This window comes from Streptomyces sp. NRRL B-1347 (assembly GCF_000720325.1).
GTDB lineage: Bacteria > Actinomycetota > Actinomycetes > Streptomycetales > Streptomycetaceae > Streptomyces.
In genome coordinates this window covers 24,783-44,554 of sequence record NZ_JOJM01000039.1, presented here as the reverse complement: position 1 = coordinate 44,554, position 19,772 = coordinate 24,783, and the positions used below count along the sequence as shown (strand labels likewise).

Genomic DNA, 19,772 nt, shown 5'->3' with positions numbered 1-19,772 from the left:
CCGCCGCGCCCCCGCGGAACGGTGGTCCCGCTAGTCCCGCTCGCACACGAAGATCGCGGTTCCCGGGATCAGGTTCCCGCGCAGCGGGGACCAGCCGCCCCACTCCTGGGTGTTCCACGCCGGCCACTCCGGCTCCACCAGGTCCACCAGGCGCAGGCCGCCCGCGACGACGTCCCGCACCCGGTCGCCGAGCGTCCTGTGGTGCTCGACGTAGACCGCGCGGCCGCTGTCGTCCTGCTCCACGTACGGCGTCCGGTCGAAGTACGAGGCGGCCACCGACAGGCCCTCGGGGCCCGGCTCGTCCGGGAACGCCCAGCGGATCGGATGCGTCACGGAGAACACGAAGCGGCCGCCGGGCCGCAGCACCCGCCGCACCTCCCGCAGCACCCGCACCGGCTCCGCGACGAACGGCAGCGCCCCGTACGCGGAGCAGGCGAGGTCGAAGGAGCCGTCCGCGAAGGGCAGCACCCCCGCGTCCGCCTCCACCAGCGGCACCCGGCCGCCGTCGATCCGCAGCGCGTGCTGGAGCTGGCGGTGCGAGAGGTCGAGCGCCACGGGCCGGGCGCCCTGGGCGGCCAGCCAGCGCGAGCACTGGGCCGCGCCCGCGCCGATCTCCAGGACGTCCTTGCCCTTCAGGTCCTCCACCGGACCGAGCAGCTCCGCCTCGACCTCGTCGAGGCCCTCGGGGCCCCAGACGAAGCGGTCGTCGCCGAGGAACGTGCCGTGCTCGATCTGGTACTCGTCGGCGTTCCGGTCCCACCAGCCCCGATTGGCGCGCACACTCTCGGTGATGTCGGCGTCACGCCGGGTGGCCTCGGGCTCGGATGCGTCGGGCTCTTGGATGATCTGCTCCCTCGTCGGTACGCTGCGGGGCGCCGTCCTCCGGAAGGCGACGCGGCAGAGCGCACTGCGGCCCGTGTGGCCTCTTGCAACTTGATTTGTGCCGGGAATGCGGCGATCCGCCCCGGGTGTGCGCCTTCGCGCATTGACCCTGTCGGGCGGCCCCCGTATGCTACAAGTTGCGCTGCGAGCTTGCGTTCCTCAGACATAGCAGGCTGCGCTCGCATCTGTTGTATGTCCCCTCGGTTGTCGAGGCGCTTTCCGTTCCTTCGGGACCTTCGGAAACGTGTCTCCTAAGCTGTCCGGCTTCGGCAGAGCGAAACGGGCTCCGGCGTATGCAGTACCTACGACTTCAATGTCCGTACCGGAGCCCTTTCCCACATGACGAGCAGCACCGAGACCACCGCCACCACCCCGCAGGTTGCGGTCAACGACATCGGTAACGAGGAAGCCTTCCTCGCCGCGATCGACGAGACGATCAAGTACTTCAACGACGGCGACATCGTCGACGGCGTCATCGTGAAGGTCGACCGGGACGAGGTCCTGCTCGACATCGGTTACAAGACCGAAGGCGTCATCCCGAGCCGCGAGCTCTCCATCAAGCACGACGTCGACCCCAACGAGGTCGTCGCCGTCGGTGACGAGATCGAGGCCCTTGTTCTCCAGAAGGAGGACAAGGAAGGTCGCCTGATCCTCTCGAAGAAGCGCGCCCAGTACGAGCGTGCCTGGGGCACCATCGAGAAGATCAAGGAAGAGGACGGGATCGTCACCGGTACCGTCATCGAGGTCGTCAAGGGTGGTCTCATCCTCGACATCGGCCTCCGCGGCTTCCTCCCGGCCTCCCTGGTCGAGATGCGCCGTGTTCGCGACCTCCAGCCCTACGTGGGCAAGGAGCTCGAGGCGAAGATCATCGAGCTGGACAAGAACCGCAACAACGTGGTCCTGTCCCGCCGTGCCTGGCTCGAGCAGACCCAGTCCGAGGTCCGCCAGACGTTCCTCACCACCCTGCAGAAGGGTCAGGTCCGCTCCGGCGTCGTCTCCTCCATCGTCAACTTCGGTGCCTTCGTGGACCTGGGTGGCGTCGACGGTCTCGTCCACGTCTCCGAGCTGTCCTGGAAGCACATCGACCACCCGTCCGAGGTCGTCGAGGTCGGCCAGGAGGTCACGGTCGAGGTCCTGGACGTCGACATGGACCGCGAGCGCGTCTCCCTGTCGCTGAAGGCGACCCAGGAAGACCCGTGGCAGCAGTTCGCCCGCACCCACCAGATCGGCCAGGTCGTGCCCGGCAAGGTCACGAAGCTGGTTCCGTTCGGTGCGTTCGTCCGCGTGGACGAGGGCATCGAGGGTCTGGTCCACATCTCCGAGCTGGCCGAGCGCCACGTGGAGATCCCGGAGCAGGTCGTCCAGGTCAACGACGAGATCTTCGTCAAGGTCATCGACATCGACCTCGAGCGTCGCCGGATCTCGCTGTCCCTGAAGCAGGCCAACGAGTCCTTCGGTGCCGACCCGGCGTCGGTCGAGTTCGACCCGACCCTGTACGGCATGGCCGCGTCCTACGACGACCAGGGCAACTACATCTACCCCGAGGGCTTCGACCCGGAGACCAACGACTGGCTGGAGGGCTTCGACGCCCAGCGCGAGGCGTGGGAGACCCAGTACGCCGAGGCCCAGCAGCGCTTCGAGCAGCACCAGGCGCAGGTCATCAAGTCCCGCGAGGCCGACGCCCAGGCGGCGGCCGAGGGCGGCGACGCCGCGGCTGCGGCTCCGGCCGCTTCCGGTGGCGGCGGCGGTTCGTACTCCTCCGAGGGTGCGGACAACTCCGGCGCGCTGGCTTCGGACGAGGCGCTCGCCGCGCTTCGCGAGAAGCTTGCCGGCGGTCAGAGCTGACCGCACGCCGTTCACTGAGCGGTAGCTGAACGCCCTGTGGGCCCGCACTCTCCGGAGTGCGGGCCCACAGGCGTTTCCGTTCTTCTTTGTCTGCCGATTCGCCTTGGCTGGTCGCGCAGTTCCCCGCGCCCCTTTCGGGGCACTGCTATGGCGTGACCGGGACGTTCGTCAGGCCCTTGCCGCCGCTCACCGTGTTGCTCGCGTGGACCGTCGTCCGACAGGACCCGCTCTGGTTCGTCACGTTGATCGCCAGTTGCTTGTCGCCCGTCGCGCCGGTCAGGTCGGACTTGTTGGCGCGGAAGACCGTGCCGCAGCCCCAGCCGGGCTGCTGAGTGTGGGTCTCGAAGCCGTTGTTCGTGGTGTTCTTGCCGGTGTTGCCCTCGATGACGTAGCCGTTGCCCTTCACGTCGATCCACGAGTCGTCGTAGTTGTTGCCCGTCAGGCCCCTGCCGTCGAACGTGTTGCCCGCGACGCGGCCGTTCCGCGTGCCCTCCTTGAGGTCGACGGCCTCGCCGCCGACGTCCGGGCCGATGACGTTGTCCAGCACCTGCACGTGGTCGCTCTTGTCGGAGAGGGTGTTCGCGGAGCCCACGTACACGCCCTCGCCCATGCCCCGGCCGTCGTTGCCGGTGTCGTAGATGCGGGAGTTCTTGATGACGCCGTCGGGGCTCGACTTGCGGAAGTGCACACCCTCCATGTCCAGGCCGTGGACCGTCACGCCGTCCACCACGACGCCCCGCGCCGAGTCGATCATGATGCCCTTCTGGCCGCCGGTGACGGTGACGCCCTTGACCGTCCAGTACGAGGCCGCGTTGAGGTGCAGGCCGTAGCCGCCGCCCGCCGTCAGGACCGCCTTCGGGGAGCCGGTCAGGGTGATGCGGGCGCCGGAGCTCGCGGCGGTCGTGGTCTTGAAGTTCCCGGAGTACCTGCCGTCGGCGAGGTGGATCGTGTCGCCGGGGGACGCGGCGGTGAGCGCCGCCTTGAGCTCGGCGGCCGTGGAGACCTCGATGGTCTCGGCGGGCGCCCCAGGCCGCGCGTACGCGGTGAGGGCGAGCCCGCCCGTGGCGGTGACGGCGGCGAGTGCGGAGGCGAGCAGGGAGCGCGTGCGCATGGGGGGTCCCTTCCCGTGGACGGGCGAAGCAAGGACGAAGCGTGTTCGTGTACGTGAATACTGGGCGGGATGCTGAACGCTGAACTGCTCCGAGACGGTAGAGGTGGGGCATGTGCGCGTCAAGGCTTGCGTCAAGGGCGGGTGAGCCGCCGCAGGTGGGCAGGGGGAAGCCGTGAACTCGGCCTCGCCCGGGCCTAGTTCACGGATACGAACATCAGGAGGGCGTCGGTCGCGTTCCTCCGGCAGGGGCGGGTCAGCCCTGCTCCTCCCGCGCCCTCGGCTCCGCGTCGCGCAGGCTCTGGTCCGTGCGCTCGGTGCGCGCCTCCGTGCGGTGGCCCCGCGCGATGTAGTCGCGTACGACCGCCTCGACGGCGTCCTGCGGCGAACCCACCCCGGCCAGAACCATCACCTCCACCACCAGTTCCGCGTCGAGACTGATGCTGACCTTGGCCACGGGTGCCCCCTTCGCTGCGGCGTACCCGGGACCCTAACCGCTTCCGCGCCGACGCGATCGCCGACGGCGGGAATGCCCGCCTTCCAGGGCGCGTTCTGCACTATGAACACGAGGAGGAGCGGTCACTGTGCTTGATCCGCAGGGTTTGTACGCGTGGGAGCCCAAGGGGCTCGCGGTCGTCGACATGGCGCTTGCCCAGGAGTCGGCCGGTCTTGTCATGCTCTACCACTTCGACGGCTACATCGACGCGGGCGAGACCGGCGACCAGATCGTCGAGCGGCTCGTGGACAGCCTGCCCGGACAGGTCGTGGCCCGCTTCGACCACGACCGGCTCGTCGACTACCGCGCACGGCGCCCGCTGCTGACCTTCCGCCGCGACAAGTGGAGCGACTACGAGGAGCCCACCCTCGACGTGCGCCTGCTCCAGGACGCCACCGGGGCGCCCTTCCTGCTGCTCTCCGGACCCGAGCCGGACATCGAGTGGGAGCGCTTCGCCGCCGCCGTCAAGGAGATCGTGGAGCGGCTCGGCGTCCGGCTCTCGGTCAACTTCCACGGCATCCCGATGGGCGTCCCGCACACCCGCCCCGTCGGTCTGACCCCGCACGGCAACCGCACCGACCTGGTGCCGGGCCACGCCAGCCCCTTCGACGAGGCGCAGGTGCCCGGCAGCGCGGAGTCGCTGGTCGAGTACCGCCTGTCGCAGGCGGGCCACGACGTGCTCGGCGTCGCCGCGCACGTGCCGCACTACGTGGCCCGGTCCTCGTACCCAGACGCGGCCCTGACCGTCCTGGAGGCGATCACCGCCGCCACCGGTCTGGTGCTGCCCTCGGCCGCGCACGCGCTGCGCACGGAGGCCCACCGCACCCAGACCGAGATCGACCGGCAGATCCAGGAGGGCGACGAGGAACTGGTCGCCCTCGTGCAGGGACTTGAGCACCAGTACGACGCGGCGGCGGGCGCGGAGTCGCGGGGCAACATGCTCGCCGAGCCCGTGGAGATCCCGTCGGCGGACGAGATCGGCCGCGAGTTCGAGCGCTTCCTCGCGGAGCGGGAAGGCGACGGCTGACGCCAGGGCCTAAGCTGCCGGTCATGCTGAAGGTGGGTTTGACCGGCGGTATCGGCGCCGGCAAGAGCGAGGTGTCGCGGCTGCTCGTCGCGTCCGGGGCCGTCCTCATCGATGCCGACCGCATCGCGCGCGAGGTGGTGGCGCCCGGCACGGCGGGGCTCGCCGAGGTCGTCGAGGCCTTCGGCGAGGACGTCCTCGCCCCGGACGGCTCCCTGGACCGGCCGAAGCTCGGCGCGATCGTCTTCTCCGACGCCGCGAAGCTGGCCGTGCTCAACGGCATCGTGCACCCCCGGGTGGGCGCGCGCTCCGCGGAGTTGGAGCGCGCCGCGGCCCCGGACGCGGTGGTCGTGCACGACGTGCCGCTGCTCACCGAGAACGGCCTCGCCCCGCTCTACGACCTGGTGATCGTCGTCGACGCGAGCCCCGCGACCCAGCTGGACCGCCTGGTGCGGCTGCGCGGCATGACCGAGGACGACGCCCGCGCCCGGATGGCGGCCCAGGCCACGCGCGACAAGCGCCTGGAGATCGCCGACATCGTCATCGACAACGACGGACCGCTCGACGGCCTCGCCGCACGCGTGGCGGCCGTGTGGCAGGACCTTCAGGAACGGGCGCGGACGTAGGCGCGCCCCGCAGGGGCGCGCGGAACCGCGCGACCGGCCACCAACGGATCCGCAGGTGATCGACGTGTCCGGGGTGGTGATTCCAGCGAGGCACAGGAGGGGCGGCACCGTGGTCGTATGGGCGGCGTTCACGGCGGTGGGCGGGCTCGTGGCGCTGCTCGCGGGCGCGTACGGCCTGGCGCGGACCCGGCGCGTCACCGAGGCGGGGGAGCTGACGGAAGCGCTCGTCAAAGCGGTGCGGCAGGGCGCGGACCGGCCGACGCTGCAGTTCGAGACGGCGGACGGGCAGGTCATGGAGGTCGTCTCGCCGGTGCCGGAGAGCCGCCGCAGGCCGCTGCGGGCGGGCGACCTGGTGCCGATCGCGTACGACGCCGACGACCCCCGCGAGGTGGTGCTGCTCGGGCGCGAACGGCGCGGCCTCGACTGGACGTTCGTGGGGGCGGGCGCGGGCCTGGTGGTGGCGGGACTCGCCCTCGCGCTCACGGCGTAGAACCGCCCGCGCGCTCGCGGCGTAGGAGCACCCGCGCGCTCGCCGCGTACATCTGCCCTCGCGCCCGCCGCACAGGGCCGCCCGCGCGCCCGCCGCGCGGAACCGTAGTGGAATATGCGCACGTGCCCGGGGCGTTAACCCGGGGAGGCGAGGGAAGGAGTCCGGCGTGCCCGACAGCAGCCCGGAGAGTCACGTCATCGACTTCCGCGCGGCGGAGCAGCTCCTCGCCGCACGGGATCCTCGGGGTGCCGTGAAGCTCCTCGACACGGTCATCGCCGCCCATCCGGAGAACACGGCGGCGCGGCTGCTGCGCGCCCGCGCCTTCTTCGCCTCCGCCCAACTGCGCGCCGCCGAGCTGGAGTTCAGCATCGTCCTGGAGCGCGAGCCGGACAACGCGTTCGCGCACTTCGCGCTCGCCCGCACCTACGAGCGCGCCCTGCGGCCCGACCAGGCGCGCCGCCACTTCCGGCTCGCGGCGGCGCTCGACCCGCAGCCGGAGTACCTGGCGGCGGCGCGGTTCGACCGCCCTGACGGTCCTGATGGCCCCGGCGGCACGGACGGCACCAACGGCCGCGCGTGATCGCCCCGGTGTGCTCAGGCCTTCGGCGGCTCGTACGGCGGCACGTCGCGGCCCGGCTGGAAGTGCGGCCCCTGCCGGATGTGGCGCAGCACGAGCGCCATGTCCACGGTGATCACCACCCACAGCACGCCGCACGCCGCGGCCCAGCCGGGGCGCCCGGCCAGCGCGAAGGCCACCGTGCCCGCGGTCGCCCAGATCAGGCCCCATACGCTGAACCAGAAGCGCATGCGCAAGGGGCTGCGTGCCGTGACCGGTTCACTGCCTGTGCGCATCGGACGTCATCTCCTCCTTCCAGGGTCCACCCGGCGCGGGCGGAGCGGAAGGGGCGACCGAGGGGCAGGTGGGGTTGTGCTGGACGTGCTGCGGGCCGCGGCGGAGAGTGACGAGGGGCTCGCCGCGTGGCTGAAGGAGCTGGCGGACGCGGGGGAGCCGCGGGTCGCCGCCGTCCTGCCGGAAGCCGACGAGCTGATCGAGGTCCTCCTCGATCTGGCCGTGCCCCACGAGGACGTCAACCAGCTCGTGGCCCTGCGCGCGCACGTGCTCGGGCACGACGACACCCGGTGGCTCCTGGAGCGGTGCGTCGACGCGCTGGTGCGCGATCTGGGCGAGCCCGGGGCGCAGCCCCGCATGCCGGTCCTGCCGGAGGAGCTGGGCGAGTTCGGCAGCTGCTTCTACGTGTACGTGTTCCTCGCCGCGCTGCCGTACGTGCGCGCCTACCACCGCCGCCACGGCATACCCGAGGGCGTCGCCCGCCGCACCCTCGCCGACCTCGGGCGGCACCTGGCCGTCCACCGCAGGGGGCACGGGGGCCGCGGCGTGCCGGTGCCCTCCTGGAACGCGCTGCACTTCCGCGGCGAGCTCTACCAGCTGGGGCGGCTGCAGTTCCAGCGGGCGCGGCTCGGCGAGCGCATGGCCGAGGCCGTCGCGCGGGCCGGTCTCCGCCTCGGCCCCCAGGACCTGTGTCTGAGCGTGCACATACCGGACTTCCACGGTCCGCTGTCGCCCGAGGCGTGCGACCGCTCGGTGGCGCTCGCCCGGGAGTTCTTCCCGCGCCACTTCCCCGAGGAGCGCCACGTGGTCGCGGTGTGCCACTCATGGCTGCTCGACCCGCAGTTGAAGCGGTATCTGCCCGTCGACGCGAACATCGTGCGCTTCCAGGACCGCTTCCGGCTCGCCACGACGTACGGCGACGAGGAGCCCGACGACACCGTGCCGATCGGCTTCGTCTTCGGCGACCGGGACCTGCCGGTGGCCCAACTGCCGCGCCGCACCCGCGTGGAGCGGGCCGTCGGCGACCATCTGCGCGCGGGCGGGCACTGGTACGGCGGCCACGGCTGGTTCCGGCTGTAGCCGCGGCCGGGGCTCAGGGGGCCGGGGGGTGGCCCGGGGTGCCGCGGAGGCGTTCCAGTTCGCGGCGGTCGCGCTTGGTGGGGCGGCCCGTGCCGCGGTCGCGGATGCCGGCCGGGGCCACGGCCTCGCGGGGCGGCGGGGGCGGGCTGTTGTCCACGTAGCACTCGACCGCCACGGGCGCGCCCACCCGCTTGCGGATCGCGCGCTTGACGATCACGATCCGCTCGCGGCCGCCGGCCTGGCGGAGGCGGACCTCGTCGCCGGGCTTCACGCCGTACGCGGGCTTCACGCGCTCGCCATTGACCCGCACGTGGCCGCCCTTGCAGGCGGCCGCGCCCATCGAGCGGCTCTTGACCAGGCGCACCGACCAGATCCAGCTGTCGACGCGCACGGTGCCGGCCGTCGCGTCGCCTCCCGAAGTCTCCGAAGCCATGGGTCGACCTTAATGCGGCATCGGTGCGGGCGGCCCGGGCGCACGGCGAGCCGTCCGGAATCCGCGAGCCACCGCACCCGATAATTCGGGCCTATTACGGCAAATCACTCATGACGGCTGATCCCGAGGTGCTGCCCATGACGCCCGAAGAGCTCGCAACCACGGTCGACGGCCTGATGGACGGCTTGCGCGCCGACCTCGTACGGCTGTCGTCGATCCCCTCGATCGCCTTCCCCGGGTTCCCGAGCGGGCCGGTGGAGGAGGCCCACGACCTGGTCGCCGCGCTGCTCCTGGACGCCGGTGTGCCCACGGTCGAGCGCATCGACCTGCCGGACACCGCCCCGGTCGTCTACGGCGAGATCCCCCCGCCCGACCCCGCGGCCCCGACCGTCCTGCTGTACGGCCACTACGACGTGCAGCCGCCCGGCGACGAGAAGCTGTGGCGGTCGCCGCCCTTCGAGCCGACGCCCGTCGACGGGGGCCTGCGGGCCCGGGGCATCGCCGACGACAAGTCCAACGTCATCGCGCACCTGGGGATGCTGCGCGCCTACGGGGGCCGCCCGCCCGTCGGCGTGAAGATCGTCGTCGAGGGCCAGGAGGAGTACGGCAGCGCCTTCGACGGTTATCCGCCCACCGACCCCGGCCGCTTCGCCTGCGACGCCATGGTCATCGCCGACCTCGGCAACCTCCGCCCCGGCACCCCCACCCTCACCACCGGGCTCCGCGGCGCCGCCGAGGTCGTCGTCGAGGTGCGCACGCTCGACGAGCCGCGCCACAGCGGCGAGTTCGGCGGCGCCGCGCCCGACGCGCTGCTCGTCCTGCTCAAGGCCCTCGCCACCCTCCACGACGTGCACGGCGACGTGGCCGTGGCGGGCCTGCGCCGCGAGGAGTGGACCGGCACCTCGTACACCGAGGAGGAGTTCCGCGACCTCGCGGGCGTGCGCGACGGCGTGCCGCTCATCGGCAGCGGCGGCCTCGGCGAGCGGCTGTGGAGCGGGCCCGCGATCACCGTGATCGGCCTGGACGCGCCCGGCGTCGAGCACGCCGCGTCGGCGGTCGTCCCGCACGCGCGGGCGAAGCTGAACCTGCGCTTCCATCCGCGCCAGGACCCGCGCGACGCGCAGACGAGGCTCGTGGAGCACCTGCGGTCCCTGCGGCCCTTCGGCGTCCCGCTGACCGTCACGCCCGGCGACACGGGCCCGGGCTACGAGGCCACGACCGGCGGCCCCGCCTACCGCGCCGCGCTCGCCGCCCTCAAGGAGGCCTGGGGCGCGGACGCCTCGTACGTGGCGACGGGCGGTTCGATCCCGCTGGTCAACGGCCTCGCCGAGGCGGCGCCCGGCGCGGAGGTGCTCCTCTTCGGCGCGCAGGACAGCATGTGCAATCTGCACGCCCCGAACGAGCGCGTCCTCTTCTCCGAGCTGCGCAACACCGTCGTGGCCATGGGCGCCTTCGTACGCGAGTACGCGGACGGCTTCCGCGCCGGTGGTCGGGCGGGAGGCACCGCATGAGCACGCCCCCGCCGCCGACTCCGCCCGTCCCCGCGCCCGCTCCCGAAGAGCCCGCCGGGAAGCGGAAGTTCACTTTCCCCAGCGCGCTCACCGTCCTCGTCGTCGTCACCGTGGCGGTGTGGCTGCTCGCCTTCCTCATCCCCTCCGGCGCGTACGACCGCAACGACAAGGGCGCCCCCGTCCAGGGCAGCTACCACCGCGTCGCCGGCGAGCAGTCCTTCGCCGACCGCCTCAACGATCTGTTCCTCGCGCCGGTCAACGGCCTGTACGGCATCCAGGACACCGAGTCGGGCCAGGTCGGCCCGGACCTCACCGGGGACCTGTACGGCAGCGCGGGCGTGTTCCTCTTCGTGCTCGCCATCGGCGCGTTCATCACCGTCGTCTTCGCCACCGGCGCCCTGGACCGGGGCATCGGCCGGCTCGCCCACCGGCTGCGCGAGCGCGGCGCGCTGCTCATCGCGGGCGTCATGGTGGTGTTCTCCGTCCTCGGCACCGTCGAGGGCTTCGCCGAGGAGACGCTCGGCTTCTACGGCCTGATCGTGCCGCTGATGCTGGCCCTCGGCTACGACCGCATGACCGCCGTCGGCGCGATCATCCTGGGCGCGGGCGTCGGCGTGCTGTGCTCGACGGTCAACCCCTTCGCGACGGGCGTGGCCTCGTCGGCGGCGGACATCTCCCTCGGCGACGGCATCGTGCTGCGGTTCGCGATGTGGCTGGTGCTCACGGCGGTGACGGTCGCGTACGTCATCTGGTACGCGCGGCGCGTGCGGAAGGACCCCGAGCGCTCGCTCAGCGGCTTCCTGCCGGGCGATCGCGAGCAGGCCGCGGGCGCGGGGCGGACGGACACCGAGGTGCCCCGGCTGACCCGGCTGCACCAGGCGATCCTGGTGGTCGTCGCCCTGGTCTTCGCCTTCATGATCTTCTCGGTGGTGCCGTGGTCGAGCGCGCTCACCGGGGACGCGGACGCCGAGCCGTACGGCTTCGAACTCGGCTGGTCCTTCCCGCAGCTGGCCGCCCTGTTCCTGTGCGCCGCGGTGCTCGTGGGCCTGGTCGCGCGGATGGGGGAGCAGCGGCTCAGCGCGACCGTCATCCAGGGCGCGGCCGACTTCATCTCGCCCGCCCTGGTGATCGTGCTTGCCCGGGGCGTCACCGTGATCATGAACAACTCGCAGGTCACGGACACGGTCCTGCACTCGATCGAGGGCGTGGTCAAGGGCACGTCGTCCGGGGTGTTCGCGGTGATCGTGTTCCTGGTGAACCTGCCGCTGGCGTTCCTGATCCCGTCCACGTCCGGGCACGCCACGCTCGCCATGCCGATCCTCGCGCCGCTCGCGGACTTCGCCGGGGTGTCGCGGTCGGTCGTCGTCACCGCCTGGGCGGCGGCCAGCGGGTGGATGAACCTGTGGGTGCCGACCACCGCCGTGACCATCGGCGGGGTGGCCCTGGCGAAGGTGGGCTACGACCGGTACCTGCGGTTCGTGTGGCCGCTGCTCGCGATCCTGGCGGTGCTGATCTGCGGGTTCGTGGCGTTGGGGGCGGCGGTGACGTGACGGGGGGTCTGTCCCCGAACCCGCCCCTTCCCGAAACCAGGGGGGGCTCTGCCCCCCTGGACCCCCGTTCATCGGCCTTCGGCCTCGTCCGCAAGCGCCGGACGGGCTGGAAATCGGAGTGCTCCTTTGCCGCAGACAGCTCGGCCCCGTTCGCGTGGCCTCCGCCGCGCCGTCGTCGGCGTGCTCGCCCTCGCCTCGCTGGCCGCCGCCCCGGCCTCCGACGTCGAGGCACCGCGTGCCGACGTCTCCTTCTGGGTGAACCCGGACACCAGTGCCGCGCGTCAGGCCGCCGCGTGGATGCGGCAGGGGCGGCTCACCGACGCCTGGGCGCTGGCCCGGATCTCGGTGCGCCCGCAGGCCGAGTGGCTGAGCAAGGACGGGCCCGAGCCGGTGGTGCGCTCGCTGGTGGAGCGGGCGGCCGCGGCGGGGCGCACCGCCGTGCTCGTCACGTACTTCATCCCGGACCGCGACTGCGGCGCCTACTCGGCGGGCGGCGCGCGCGACGCCGACCACTACCGGGCGTGGATCGACGGCTTCGCGGCCGGGCTCGGCACGCGCGGCGCGTACGTGGTCCTCGAACCGGACGCCGTCGCCCAGGCGGTGGCGGGCTGCGCGGGCGCCGACACCGACGAGCGGTACGAGCTGCTCGCCCACGCCGTGGACCGGCTCAAGCGGCAGCCGGGCACCAAGGTGTACGTCGACGCGGGCAACGCCACCTGGATCCCGCAGGTGGGGCGGCTCGTGGCGCCGCTGCGGCAGGCGGGCGTCGACCGCGCCGACGGCTTCGCCCTGAACGTGTCCAACTTCCACACCGACGCGGTGAGCGCGGCGTACGGGCACCGGCTCGCGCGGGCGCTCGGCGGCGGCCCGCACTTCGTCATCGACAGCAGCCGCAACGGCAACGGGCCGTACGCGGGCGTCGAGCCGTGGTGCAACCCGCCCGGACGGGCCCTCGGCACGGCCCCCACCACCCGCACCGGCGACCCCGCCGTCGACGCCTACCTGTGGGTGAAGCGCCCCGGCGAGTCCGACGGCACCTGCAGGGGCGGGCCCGAGGCCGGGGACTGGTGGCCGCGGTACGCCCTCGAACTCGCGCGGAACGCCCGTATCTGACGGCGCGGGGCGGCAGCGGGCGTTCAGGGCCGCCAGTCGTAGCGCACGTCCGGCTCGCCCTCCTCGTTGTCACCGTCCGTCCACTGGGCGGCGGTGAAGCCGTGGCGCTCGTAGAACCGCCGGGCGGGCGCGTTGACCTGGAACGTCCACAGGGTCAGGCCGTGCGGGCTGCGCTCCTTGGCGAGGGCGACGAAGCGGTCGCCGATGCCGTGGCCGCGCCAGGCGGGCGCGAGGTAGAGCTGGCTGAGCCGCTCGCCGTCCAGGACCATCAGGCCGACGACCGAGCCCGCCGCCTCCGCCACCCACGTGGTGCCGCGCGGCACCACCACGTCCCGGATGAAGTCCCGCACCTCGTCGTCGGTGTGGGCCCTGCGCACGGTCGGCAGGGCGGCGTCGTACGAGCGCAGATAGACCTCCGCCACGGCGGCGCCGTCCCCGGCGGTGGCGGCCCGCAGGGTGATGCTCACGCGCCGCTCGTCCCCGGCACCACGGCGGTGGCGGTGATCTCCACGAGCTGGCCCGGATAGCCGAGGACGGTCACGCCGAGCAGCGTGGACGTGTGCGGTTCGGTGGTGAGCAGGCCCGAGGCGCGGACGACCTCCCAGGCCTCGGTCAGCGCGCCGGGCTCGTGCCCGACGACGTACACGGTGCTGGCCACGACCTGGGACAGGTCGCTGCCGATGGCGCGCAGGGCCTCGTCGAGGTTGGCGACGACCTGCCGGGTCTGCGCCGCGACGTCGCCCGCACCGACCAGCGCGCCCTCGGCGTCCAGGGGTACGGAGCCCGCCATGAAGGCGAGCCGCGTACCGGCTTCGACGACTGCGGCGTGGGCGTATCCGGGCGGCGGGAAGAGGGACGGGACGACGGTGCGGTGCGTGGTCATGGGGGCATCGTGCGGGGCGCGCCGGGGTGGGCGCACCTCAATTTCCCCGGGCCCGTGACCTGTTCGTTCTGTCGTGTACGCGGCGTCAGCGCACCGCCGCGGGGGAACTGCCGTCCGGTATCCGCAGCGCGGGCCGTCCGGAGCCGTCGGCGGGCACGGTCCAGATGTCCTGTTTCCGCCCCTCGCGGCCCGGCAGGGCGTAGGCCAGGGTGCCGTCGTCGAGCCAGGCCGCCTGGTCGTCGACGGAGCGGCGCTCGGCGAGCGGGCGCTCGCGCAGGGTGCGCAGGTCGAGGACGTACAGGCGCCACGGGTCCGAGGTGCCCTCGCGCACCCGTTTCTTGAAGGCCAGGCGGGTGTTGTCGGGGGACAGCGACGGGCACTCGACGTTCTCGCGCAGCGCCGTCGCCGTCCACTTCCGCAGGTCGCCGCGGACGAGGTACGTCTTCCCCTTCGTCGAGACGGTGGCGTAGAAGCGGTTGTCGTCGCGGGCGAAGGTGACGCCCCAGTAGTTGACGTCGGGGGAGTGGTGGCGGCGGCCGTCGATGGTGAGCGGGATCTCCTCCATGTTCTTGATCAAATAGCCGGTGCGGGTGTCCAGGATCGAGGTGCGCGTGGAGAAGGAGCCGCCTCCGCCGGAGTACGAGTCGCCGGTGGTGAACATGGTCCACGACAGCATCCGCCCGGACGCCGAGACCCGCGCCCGGTTCGGGATGCCCGGCAGCGCGATGCGCCGCTTCTCGCGCAGCCTGCCGTCGAGCACGACGGCGTACGCCTTGGGCGGGATGCCCGGGCGGCGCAGGAGGCACAGGCCGGTGCCCCCGGCGGCGTGGAAGCGCTCGCAGGTGGGCCCGCCGGTGGTGCGCGGGCCCCGGCCCGCGAGCGGGAGCCGGGCGACGCGGCCCGCTCCCGCCTGCGTCGAGCGGAAGTACAACTGGCCCCGGTCCAGGGCGAACTCGGAGGTGGTGACGGTGGGCGGCGCCTCGTGCGCCGCCCGCACGGTGTAGGTGACGGCAACGGTGGCGAGGATCGCGGCGGCCACGGCGACGGCGAGGACGCGAGGCCGGGTGGCCATCGGCTTGGGCAGGGGTGTGGACCTGGTCGTCAGGTGCGGGCGGGTCATGGTCAGGTCGTCCTCCGTCGGAGCGTGCCGTGCGGCTCTTCGGCGCGGGGCAGCAGTGCCGCCGCGCCCCCGATCGCGGCCGTGAGCGCGAGGGCCGCGCAGGTCAGCGCGGTGCCGATGCCCCACAGCGTCCACGCGGCGCCGAAGCCCGCGGCGGCGACGAGCCGGCTGAGCGCCTGGCCGGTCTGCACCACGGCCATACCGCTGGCCCGCTGGTCCGGCGGCACGAAGGGGGCCACCAGCGCCATCAGGACGCCGTCGGTGGCGGCGTAGAACACGCCGAGGGCGAGCAGCACGCCCACCAGCAGCAGATGTCCGCCGGTCGGCAGGAGCAGCAGGGCGTACGCGGCGAGCAGCGCGGCGTGGCCCGCGAGGAACGGTCCGCGGCGCCCGAACCGGTCGGCGAGCCGCCCCGCGGGCACGGCGAGCAGCAGATAGACGGCGGCGGTGCCGAGCGGAAGCAGCGGGAAGTAGCTCTCGGCGAAGTCGAGGCGCCGCTGGAGCAGCAGGTAGAGGAAGGCGTCGCCGACCGTGGCGGCCCCGAGCAGCGCGGCGGCGCCGCAGACCCGCCGGAACGCCGCGTGGCGCAGCAGGGCGAGGGCGAGGCGCGGCGCCGAAGGCCCGCGCGCCCGGCGGCGGTCGGGCGGCGGCGCCTCCCGGCCCGGGACGAACGCGACGAGCAGCAGCACTCCGAAGAGCCCGAAGCAGAAGCTGACCATGAACACGGCGTCGTAGGCGTCCGCCGTGACCCACAGCAGCGCGAACGCCGCGAGCGGGCCGAGCAGCGCGCCGGTGGTGTCCATCGCCCGGTGCACGCCGAAGGCGCGGCCGAGCCGGTCGGGCGGGCTGTGCAGGGAGATCAGCGCGTCGCGCGGCGCGGTCCGCACGCCCTTGCCGAGCCGGTCCGCCGCGATGGCGGCCCCGATCCCGGCGGTGGCCCCGCCCGCGAGCAGCAGGCCGAGCCGGGACAGGGCCGACAGGAGGTAGCCGGAGCCGGCGACGAGCTTGTGCCGCTCGCGCCGGTCGGCGACGTACCCGCCGGCGAGGCGGACCACGGCGGTGACGCCGTTGTAGAGCCCGTCGAGGAAGCCGAACTGGAGCGGTGAGAGCCCGAGCCCCAGGACGAAGTACAGGGGCAGCACGGCGGCGACCATCTCCGAGGAGATGTCGGTGACGAGGCTGACCGCGCCGAGCGCGAGGACGGGCCCGGTGACGCGGCCGCGGGAGCGGCGGCCGTCGGTGGCCGTGGCGACCGCGTCGGTGGTTGCCAGATACATGGGCGGGGCACCAGGTCCGGTGTCAGCGGCAGGAGTACGCGGGGCTGCTGTCCTTCGTGGACCCGTCGGTCCCGATGAGCTTCCACGAGAACCCGTCGTCGGCGAAGTCGAACTTCACCACGCCGTAGGTGTTGGTGATCCGCTTCTGGCTGTGCGGCTGCACCTCCTCGATCTTGTACGGGTTGGCGCCGCCGGTGCCGGCGATGACCTCGACGATCCCGTTCGACGCGTCGGCGTCGCCGTTCGCGTTCTGCGGCGCGAACCGCTCGTAGTGGTGGTCGTGGCCGCCGAGGACCAGCTCCGTCTTCGCGCCCTGGAGCAGCTTCCAGACGGGTTTGCTGACCGGGTTGTTGCCGTGCTCGCCGGAGGAGAACAGCGGGTGGTGGAAGTACGCGGCCACGCACTTCTTGCCGTTGGCGGCGAGGTCGCGCTTGAGCCAGTCGATCTGCGCCCGGTCGTCGAAGCTGTTGGAGTCCAGGGCGATGAAGTGCCAGTTGTCCTTGTCGAAGCTGTAGTAGCTCTTGCCGTCGGGGTAGGCGACGGATCCGAAGTAGGACTTGTAGCCCTTGAGGGCGCCCGCCGGGTCGTACGTCTCGTGGTTGCCGGGCACCGGCTTCGTCTTGTTCTTGAAGGCGCCCCAGGTGGTCGCGTAGTACTTCTGGAAGTCCTTCAGACGGGCGTCGTCGTACTGGTTGTCGCCCATGGTCATCACGAAGTCCGGGTTCAGCTGCTGCACGAGCGCGGCGGTCTTGGGGTGCGCGCACTTGCTGTCGCTCTTGGTGCACTGCTCGGCGATGTCGCCGACGGCGACGGCGGAGAACGCGGCCCGCCCGATGCCGTCGTTCTCGGCGGCCCCCGCGGGCGACCAGAGCAGCAGGCCGCCGGTGGCGGCGAGGGCGGTGGTGGCGGCCGCGGGCACGAGCCAACGGGCCCGTCCGGTACGGCGCTTGGCGTTGCGGTTGTTGTCGTTCCGGTTTCCGGCAAGGGGTGTCTGCGGCATGTCCGTCTCCTGGCGATGGGGGGTGCGGGAGGGGCCGTGCCAGGAATGGTGACGAGGTGAGCATGTGCGCGTCAATATCGTGGCAGGGAATTGTTAGGAAACTTTCCTACTGAAGGAGGGCGGCCTGGACCCCGCCAACTCCCGCGCCCCCGGCTACCGTTGACCCCGAAGCGAAGGGACGCACCTCCGGACCGTCACGAAGGAGACCCGATGGACGCAGAGCTGGCCGCCCTCGCCGGGGCCGGGGCCACCGCGCTCGTGCAGGCGATGGTGGGGGACGGCTGGGCCGCGGCGCGCGGCAGGGTCGTGGCCTTCCTCGGGCGGCGGCGCGGGGCGGGCGAGGACCAGGTCGGCGGCGAACTCGACGAGCTGCGGGACGAGTTGCTCGCCGCGCGGGCCGCGGGCGACACCGAGGCCGAGGCCGACGCGCGCGCCGAGTGGCGCAACCGGATGCGGCGGGCCCTGCGGGCGGACCCCCAGGCGGCGGCGGAGCTGCGCCTGCTCCTCGACGAGCTGGGCCACGGCGGCGACGGCGGCCGGGGCGGGGTCGTGCACAACACCATCAGCGGCGGCGTGCAGCGCGGGAACGTCATCCAGGCCCACACCGTGGGGGACGTGCACCTCGGGTAGGCGCCGCCGGGCACGGCGAAGGTGCCGGAGGAGACCCCCGGCACCTTCGCCGCCCGTGCTCCGTCACCCGTACCGCGGTGGCAGCGGCGGCTCGCTCAGAAGTCCACCCGCGCCCGGTCGTCGAGGCGGCCCACCGAGTCCTGGGCGAACTTCTTCTCGTAGTCCGAGCGGATCTCCTCGATCAGCTTGTCGCTCTTCTTCGCGTCGGCCGTCGGGTACAGCAGGATCAGCTCGTAGCTGCGCTCGCGCTCGATCCTGCCGTTGCTGTCCTTCCACTGGCCGCGGCCCTGCTGGATGGTCAGACCGTCGGGGAAGCCGGGCGTCACCTCGGTGTCGATGAACTTCATGAACTGCTTGTCCGTCACGGCCGGGCCGCCGTCGGGCCGCTCGGTGCCGAAGAACAGACGGGTCTCGACGAAGGGCTTGCCGCGCGCCGCCGTCGACGCGGCAGGCGCCCGCGAGGTGTCGCTGTCGAGGGCCGCGTACGCCGTCGGCGCGCCGATCGCGAGGACCGCGGCCGCCGCGGCGACGGCCAGGCGGGGGCCGGTGAGCGTGAGGGTGAGCGCCATGTGAGGGTGCCTTTCGTGGCGGGGCACGACCGGACGTGGTCCCCAGGTCCGATCTTCGACGGTCGACAACAGTAGGGGGACCGCGGCCCGCGCAGCGGCAGCGCCACGAGGTGTGGCCGTAAGTCGCCGTCTTCCGCGACGTCACATGAATCCCGTACGTTTCCCCGGACTTGACCGGTGCGGTGGAAGGGGACGGCGGTGCGCGTGGTGGCGGTGCGGAAGGCGATACGCGGGATGGTGGCGGGGGGCGTCGTCGTCGCGGCCTCGCTCGCGGGGACGGCGGCGGCCGCGGAGCCCACGGCCACCGGGAGCGACGCCTCGTACGGCGCCACCACCGGCGTCGGCGTCCACAACGCGTACGAGAAGGCGAAGTACCCCTACTTCGCCGACGCGCTCGACTCCGGCGCCGCCATGCTCGAACTCGACGTGTGGACCAACGTCTTCGGCGCCGGCTGGCGCGTCTCGCACTCCAACCCGATCGGCAACGACAACAACTGCGAGAACGCGCAGCGCCCGCAGGAGCTGCGCACCAAGGCGCGCGACCAGCGCCTCGACGGCTGCCTCGCCGACCTGAAGGCCTGGCACGACGCGCACCCCGGGCACCGGCCCGTGCTCCTCAAGGTCGAGCTGAAGGACGGCTTCCAGGCGCGGGGCGGACGCGGGCCCGCCGACCTCGACGCCCTCCTCAAGGCCAAGCTCGGGGACGCCCTGTACCGGCCGGGTGACCTGGCCACCGGCGGGGCCACGCTCGATGAGGCCGTGCGCGCGAAGGGCTGGCCCGGCAGGGCCGCGCTCGCGGGCAAGTTCGTCGTCGAGCTGATCCCCGGCACCGTCGAGCAGAACAACCCGGCCGACACCCTGTGGACCGACCGCGAGTACGCCACGCACCTGCGCGACCTGGCCGCCGCGGGCAGGCTCGGCGACGCCGCAGCCTTCCCCGCCGTGCTCGGCGCCGCGTCCGGGGACCCGCGCACACGGTACGCGGACGCCTCGATCCGGCCCTGGTTCGTGCTCTTCGACGGCGACTCCTCGGTGTACGCGGGCGGATCGGTCGACACCAAGTGGTACGCCGACCGGGGCTATCTGGTCGTCATGACCGACGCTCACAAGGTGGCGCCCGCCATCGACGGCACCCGGCCGACCGAGGCCCAGGCCCGCGACCGGGTCGCGCTGCTCGCGGGGCGGCACGCCAGCGTCGTGTCGGCGGACTGGTACCCGCTGCCGCAGGTGCTCTCGACGGTGCTGCCGCGCGGCTAGCTCACCGTCGTCATTCACGGCGTCGTGT

At 72.8% G+C, this 19,772-nt stretch carries 22 protein-coding genes; 11 read left to right on the top strand and 11 right to left on the bottom strand.

The genetic code is table 11. The features are described 5' to 3' along the window. Positions 1 to 30 precede the first annotated feature (30 nt). Positions 31 to 846, bottom strand: coding sequence for a class I SAM-dependent methyltransferase (locus IG74_RS0128585; RefSeq protein ID WP_420709952.1), 816 nt, complete (start codon positions 844 to 846; stop codon positions 31 to 33). Between the two features lie 375 nt (positions 847 to 1,221). On the opposite strand from IG74_RS0128585, the gene rpsA reads away from it, so the two are divergent. Continuing rightward, on the top strand, positions 1,222 to 2,727 hold the full coding sequence (gene rpsA, locus IG74_RS0128580) for a 30S ribosomal protein S1 (protein ID WP_030683207.1): 1,506 nt from the start codon (positions 1,222 to 1,224) through the stop codon (positions 2,725 to 2,727). 145 nt (positions 2,728 to 2,872) lie between these two features. Here the strand turns inward: rpsA and IG74_RS0128575 are convergent, their stop codons facing one another. Together IG74_RS0128575 and IG74_RS0128570 are read right to left on the bottom strand one after the other, a co-directional pair. Further along, positions 2,873 to 3,838, bottom strand: coding sequence for a right-handed parallel beta-helix repeat-containing protein (locus IG74_RS0128575; protein ID WP_030683205.1), 966 nt, complete (start codon positions 3,836 to 3,838; stop codon positions 2,873 to 2,875). A gap of 253 nt (positions 3,839 to 4,091) precedes the next feature. Then, the gene (locus tag IG74_RS0128570) at positions 4,092 to 4,292 is read right to left on the bottom strand and encodes a hypothetical protein (protein ID WP_030683204.1); all 201 of its coding nucleotides are present in this window, start codon (positions 4,290 to 4,292) and stop codon (positions 4,092 to 4,094) included. A 127-nt stretch (positions 4,293 to 4,419) separates the two neighbouring features. Here IG74_RS0128570 and IG74_RS0128565 point away from each other — a divergent pair, with 127 nt between their 5' ends. The 4 genes from IG74_RS0128565 to IG74_RS0128550 all read left to right on the top strand — a co-directional run bounded on the left by IG74_RS0128565 (position 4,420) and on the right by IG74_RS0128550 (position 7,051). Then, positions 4,420 to 5,358 (top strand): PAC2 family protein, encoded by a 939-nt coding sequence (locus IG74_RS0128565; RefSeq protein WP_030683202.1) that lies wholly within the window; start codon positions 4,420 to 4,422, stop codon positions 5,356 to 5,358. A 23-nt stretch (positions 5,359 to 5,381) separates the two neighbouring features. Then, positions 5,382 to 5,981 carry a dephospho-CoA kinase gene (gene coaE / locus IG74_RS0128560; protein ID WP_030683200.1) on the top strand — a complete coding sequence of 200 codons (600 nt, stop codon included), beginning with the start codon at positions 5,382 to 5,384 and terminating at the stop codon, positions 5,979 to 5,981. Between the two features lie 109 nt (positions 5,982 to 6,090). Continuing rightward, positions 6,091 to 6,471, top strand: a complete 381-nt coding sequence (locus IG74_RS0128555; protein WP_030683198.1) for a DUF3592 domain-containing protein — start codon at positions 6,091 to 6,093, stop codon at positions 6,469 to 6,471. A 166-nt stretch (positions 6,472 to 6,637) separates the two neighbouring features. Further along, positions 6,638 to 7,051, top strand: a complete 414-nt coding sequence (locus IG74_RS0128550; protein ID WP_030683196.1) for a tetratricopeptide repeat protein — start codon at positions 6,638 to 6,640, stop codon at positions 7,049 to 7,051. Positions 7,052 to 7,065: 14 nt separating this feature from the next. On the opposite strand, the gene IG74_RS0128545 is transcribed toward IG74_RS0128550, so the two are convergent. After that, positions 7,066 to 7,323 carry a DUF6343 family protein gene (locus IG74_RS0128545; protein ID WP_030683194.1) on the bottom strand — a complete coding sequence of 86 codons (258 nt, stop codon included), beginning with the start codon at positions 7,321 to 7,323 and terminating at the stop codon, positions 7,066 to 7,068. A 76-nt stretch (positions 7,324 to 7,399) separates the two neighbouring features. On the opposite strand from IG74_RS0128545, the gene IG74_RS0128540 reads away from it, so the two are divergent. Then, positions 7,400 to 8,401 (top strand): acyltransferase domain-containing protein, encoded by a 1,002-nt coding sequence (locus IG74_RS0128540; protein ID WP_158857816.1) that lies wholly within the window; start codon positions 7,400 to 7,402, stop codon positions 8,399 to 8,401. Positions 8,402 to 8,414: 13 nt separating this feature from the next. Here IG74_RS0128540 and IG74_RS0128535 read toward each other — a convergent pair whose 3' ends face one another. After that, positions 8,415 to 8,834 (bottom strand): RNA-binding S4 domain-containing protein, encoded by a 420-nt coding sequence (locus IG74_RS0128535; RefSeq protein ID WP_030683189.1) that lies wholly within the window; start codon positions 8,832 to 8,834, stop codon positions 8,415 to 8,417. A 137-nt stretch (positions 8,835 to 8,971) separates the two neighbouring features. Here IG74_RS0128535 and IG74_RS0128530 point away from each other — a divergent pair, with 137 nt between their 5' ends. The 3 genes from IG74_RS0128530 to IG74_RS0128520 all read left to right on the top strand — a co-directional run bounded on the left by IG74_RS0128530 (position 8,972) and on the right by IG74_RS0128520 (position 13,008). Beyond that, a complete protein-coding gene (locus IG74_RS0128530; protein WP_030683187.1) occupies positions 8,972 to 10,345 on the top strand; it encodes a M20/M25/M40 family metallo-hydrolase in 1,374 nt (457 codons plus the stop codon). Then, complete coding sequence (locus tag IG74_RS0128525) at positions 10,342 to 11,895, top strand: YfcC family protein (RefSeq protein ID WP_030683185.1); 1,554 nt, start codon at positions 10,342 to 10,344, stop codon at positions 11,893 to 11,895. Before IG74_RS0128530 ends, IG74_RS0128525 begins: the two co-directional genes overlap by 4 nt. A 126-nt stretch (positions 11,896 to 12,021) precedes the next feature. Next, positions 12,022 to 13,008 carry a glycoside hydrolase family 6 protein gene (locus IG74_RS0128520; RefSeq protein ID WP_078869105.1) on the top strand — a complete coding sequence of 329 codons (987 nt, stop codon included), beginning with the start codon at positions 12,022 to 12,024 and terminating at the stop codon, positions 13,006 to 13,008. 23 nt (positions 13,009 to 13,031) lie between these two features. Here the strand turns inward: IG74_RS0128520 and IG74_RS0128515 are convergent, their stop codons facing one another. From IG74_RS0128515 to IG74_RS0128495, 5 genes are all read right to left on the bottom strand, one after another. Continuing rightward, positions 13,032 to 13,475 carry a GNAT family N-acetyltransferase gene (locus IG74_RS0128515; RefSeq protein WP_030683182.1) on the bottom strand — a complete coding sequence of 148 codons (444 nt, stop codon included), beginning with the start codon at positions 13,473 to 13,475 and terminating at the stop codon, positions 13,032 to 13,034. Next, positions 13,472 to 13,891, bottom strand: coding sequence for a RidA family protein (locus IG74_RS0128510; RefSeq protein WP_030683180.1), 420 nt, complete (start codon positions 13,889 to 13,891; stop codon positions 13,472 to 13,474). The genes IG74_RS0128515 and IG74_RS0128510 overlap by 4 nt, the downstream gene beginning before the upstream one ends. A gap of 85 nt (positions 13,892 to 13,976) precedes the next feature. Next, positions 13,977 to 15,011: a TolB family protein gene (locus IG74_RS0128505; RefSeq protein WP_051855576.1), complete on the bottom strand. Its 1,035-nt coding sequence runs from the start codon at positions 15,009 to 15,011 to the stop codon at positions 13,977 to 13,979. A 2-nt stretch (positions 15,012 to 15,013) separates the two neighbouring features. Next, positions 15,014 to 16,288, bottom strand: coding sequence for an MFS transporter (locus IG74_RS0128500; protein WP_051855573.1), 1,275 nt, complete (start codon positions 16,286 to 16,288; stop codon positions 15,014 to 15,016). Between the two features lie 22 nt (positions 16,289 to 16,310). Next, positions 16,311 to 17,288: a metallophosphoesterase family protein gene (locus IG74_RS0128495; protein ID WP_030683177.1), complete on the bottom strand. Its 978-nt coding sequence runs from the start codon at positions 17,286 to 17,288 to the stop codon at positions 16,311 to 16,313. 210 nt (positions 17,289 to 17,498) lie between these two features. On the opposite strand from IG74_RS0128495, the gene IG74_RS0128490 reads away from it, so the two are divergent. After that, positions 17,499 to 17,918, top strand: a complete 420-nt coding sequence (locus tag IG74_RS0128490; RefSeq protein ID WP_030683176.1) for a hypothetical protein — start codon at positions 17,499 to 17,501, stop codon at positions 17,916 to 17,918. A 95-nt stretch (positions 17,919 to 18,013) separates the two neighbouring features. Here IG74_RS0128490 and IG74_RS0128485 read toward each other — a convergent pair whose 3' ends face one another. After that, a complete protein-coding gene (locus IG74_RS0128485; protein WP_030683175.1) occupies positions 18,014 to 18,487 on the bottom strand; it encodes a DUF3574 domain-containing protein in 474 nt (157 codons plus the stop codon). 234 nt (positions 18,488 to 18,721) lie between these two features. Between IG74_RS0128485 and IG74_RS0128480 the strand changes: the two genes are divergently transcribed. Next, a complete protein-coding gene (locus IG74_RS0128480; protein WP_030683174.1) occupies positions 18,722 to 19,744 on the top strand; it encodes a phosphatidylinositol-specific phospholipase C domain-containing protein in 1,023 nt (340 codons plus the stop codon). The last annotated feature ends 28 nt before the right edge of the window (positions 19,745 to 19,772 follow it).

Coding starts and splice junctions, on each gene's coding strand:
- rpsA (WP_030683207.1), top strand. CDS start 1,222: ATGACGAGCAGCACCGAGACCACCGCCACCACCCCGCAGGTTGCGGTC.
- IG74_RS0128575 (WP_030683205.1), bottom strand. CDS start 3,838: ATGCGCACGCGCTCCCTGCTCGCCTCCGCACTCGCCGCCGTCACCGCC.
- coaE (WP_030683200.1), top strand. CDS start 5,382: ATGCTGAAGGTGGGTTTGACCGGCGGTATCGGCGCCGGCAAGAGCGAG.
- IG74_RS0128545 (WP_030683194.1), bottom strand. CDS start 7,323: ATGCGCACAGGCAGTGAACCGGTCACGGCACGCAGCCCCTTGCGCATG.
- IG74_RS0128535 (WP_030683189.1), bottom strand. CDS start 8,834: ATGGCTTCGGAGACTTCGGGAGGCGACGCGACGGCCGGCACCGTGCGC.
- IG74_RS0128530 (WP_030683187.1), top strand. CDS start 8,972: ATGACGCCCGAAGAGCTCGCAACCACGGTCGACGGCCTGATGGACGGC.
- IG74_RS0128525 (WP_030683185.1), top strand. CDS start 10,342: ATGAGCACGCCCCCGCCGCCGACTCCGCCCGTCCCCGCGCCCGCTCCC.
- IG74_RS0128510 (WP_030683180.1), bottom strand. CDS start 13,891: ATGACCACGCACCGCACCGTCGTCCCGTCCCTCTTCCCGCCGCCCGGA.
- IG74_RS0128505 (WP_051855576.1), bottom strand. CDS start 15,011: ATGACCCGCCCGCACCTGACGACCAGGTCCACACCCCTGCCCAAGCCG.
- IG74_RS0128500 (WP_051855573.1), bottom strand. CDS start 16,288: ATGTATCTGGCAACCACCGACGCGGTCGCCACGGCCACCGACGGCCGC.
- IG74_RS0128495 (WP_030683177.1), bottom strand. CDS start 17,288: ATGCCGCAGACACCCCTTGCCGGAAACCGGAACGACAACAACCGCAAC.
- IG74_RS0128490 (WP_030683176.1), top strand. CDS start 17,499: ATGGACGCAGAGCTGGCCGCCCTCGCCGGGGCCGGGGCCACCGCGCTC.
- IG74_RS0128485 (WP_030683175.1), bottom strand. CDS start 18,487: ATGGCGCTCACCCTCACGCTCACCGGCCCCCGCCTGGCCGTCGCCGCG.
- IG74_RS0128480 (WP_030683174.1), top strand. CDS start 18,722: ATGGTGGCGGGGGGCGTCGTCGTCGCGGCCTCGCTCGCGGGGACGGCG.